Below are 990 nucleotides of genomic sequence, written 5' to 3'. Positions count from 1 at the left end.
CTTTGCAACATGCTTCTTTTACCGACCTAATTTTGGTGGATGAAATTGGCGACCGGATTGCCGAAAGTTTGATTGAATACTTTACTGTTCCGCAGCATATGGAGCAAATTGAAAAGCTGAAAAAAGCAGGGCTTCAATTCACCGTAAAAGAAGAAGCGAACCAACTGCAAAGCGAAAAACTTTCGGGCAAAAGTTTTATTATTTCCGGTGTTTTCGAGCAATTTTCGCGCGAGGAATTAAAACAGATGATCGAGCAAAACGGCGGCAAAATCCTCGGCAGTATTTCTTCCAAACTCGATTATTTGGTTGCCGGCGAAAACATGGGGCCATCAAAATTAGAAAAAGCACAGAAACTGAATATTTCGATGATTTCGGAACAGGAACTATTGGAACTGATTAATGCTTAAATTTTTGTCCGGCCTGTTTTTCATGCTTCTTTTATGCCATAAAATTTGTCATCTTGTATTTTTGGCTAAAGCCAATTTATTCTCCTTTTATCCACTGCCTAAAGGCCGTGGCAATAAATAAAACATGATGCTGTTGGGCTTTGTTATCAACAGGTTTAAAAATTTTGTAAAACAAGGCGGCTCAATTGCCGCGGCCTTTAGGCCGTGGGATATGTAAAATTCAGGTTGGCTTTAGCCAAAACACCACTAAGTGAAATTTAAACAGGCTTTTAATTTTTTGATAATAATTCCTTAACAAAGCTGCTGTAAAACCGCAAAATATTAACTTCGTAGCTTTTAAATTTAGAATGAACAAATTTCATGGCACCGGAGTTGCCATCATCACTCCTTTTCAAACTGATGGTTCGATTGACTTTCCTGCTTTAGAAAAACTCATCGAAAACCTGATTGCCAATGGTGTAGATTACCTTATTTCTTTGGGAACAACCGGCGAAAGCGCAACATTATCGACTCTAGAGAAAAAGGAAATCTGGCAATTTACGGCGCAAACGGTTGCAGGCCGCATCCCTTTGGTTGCCGGAAT

Annotated in this window: 1 protein-coding gene and 1 pseudogene (1 of these 2 cut by a window edge); both read left to right on the top strand. The window is 39.3% G+C overall.

What is annotated here, in order from left to right; all coding sequences use genetic code 11:
• Positions 1-407: BRCT domain-containing protein (locus tag Q0192_RS14760; RefSeq protein WP_299290455.1), on the top strand; the 407-nt coding region annotated here is incomplete at its 5' end.
• 347 nt (positions 408-754) lie between these two features.
• Positions 755-990 (top strand): annotated as a pseudogene (gene dapA / locus Q0192_RS14755) (4-hydroxy-tetrahydrodipicolinate synthase) (it continues 652 nt past the right edge of the window).

Source organism: uncultured Mucilaginibacter sp. (genome assembly GCF_937859865.1).
Taxonomy (GTDB): Bacteria; Bacteroidota; Bacteroidia; order Sphingobacteriales; family Sphingobacteriaceae; genus Mucilaginibacter_A.
The sequence above is the reverse complement of the archived record's forward strand: the minus strand, read 5'-3'. Positions and strand labels throughout refer to the sequence as shown.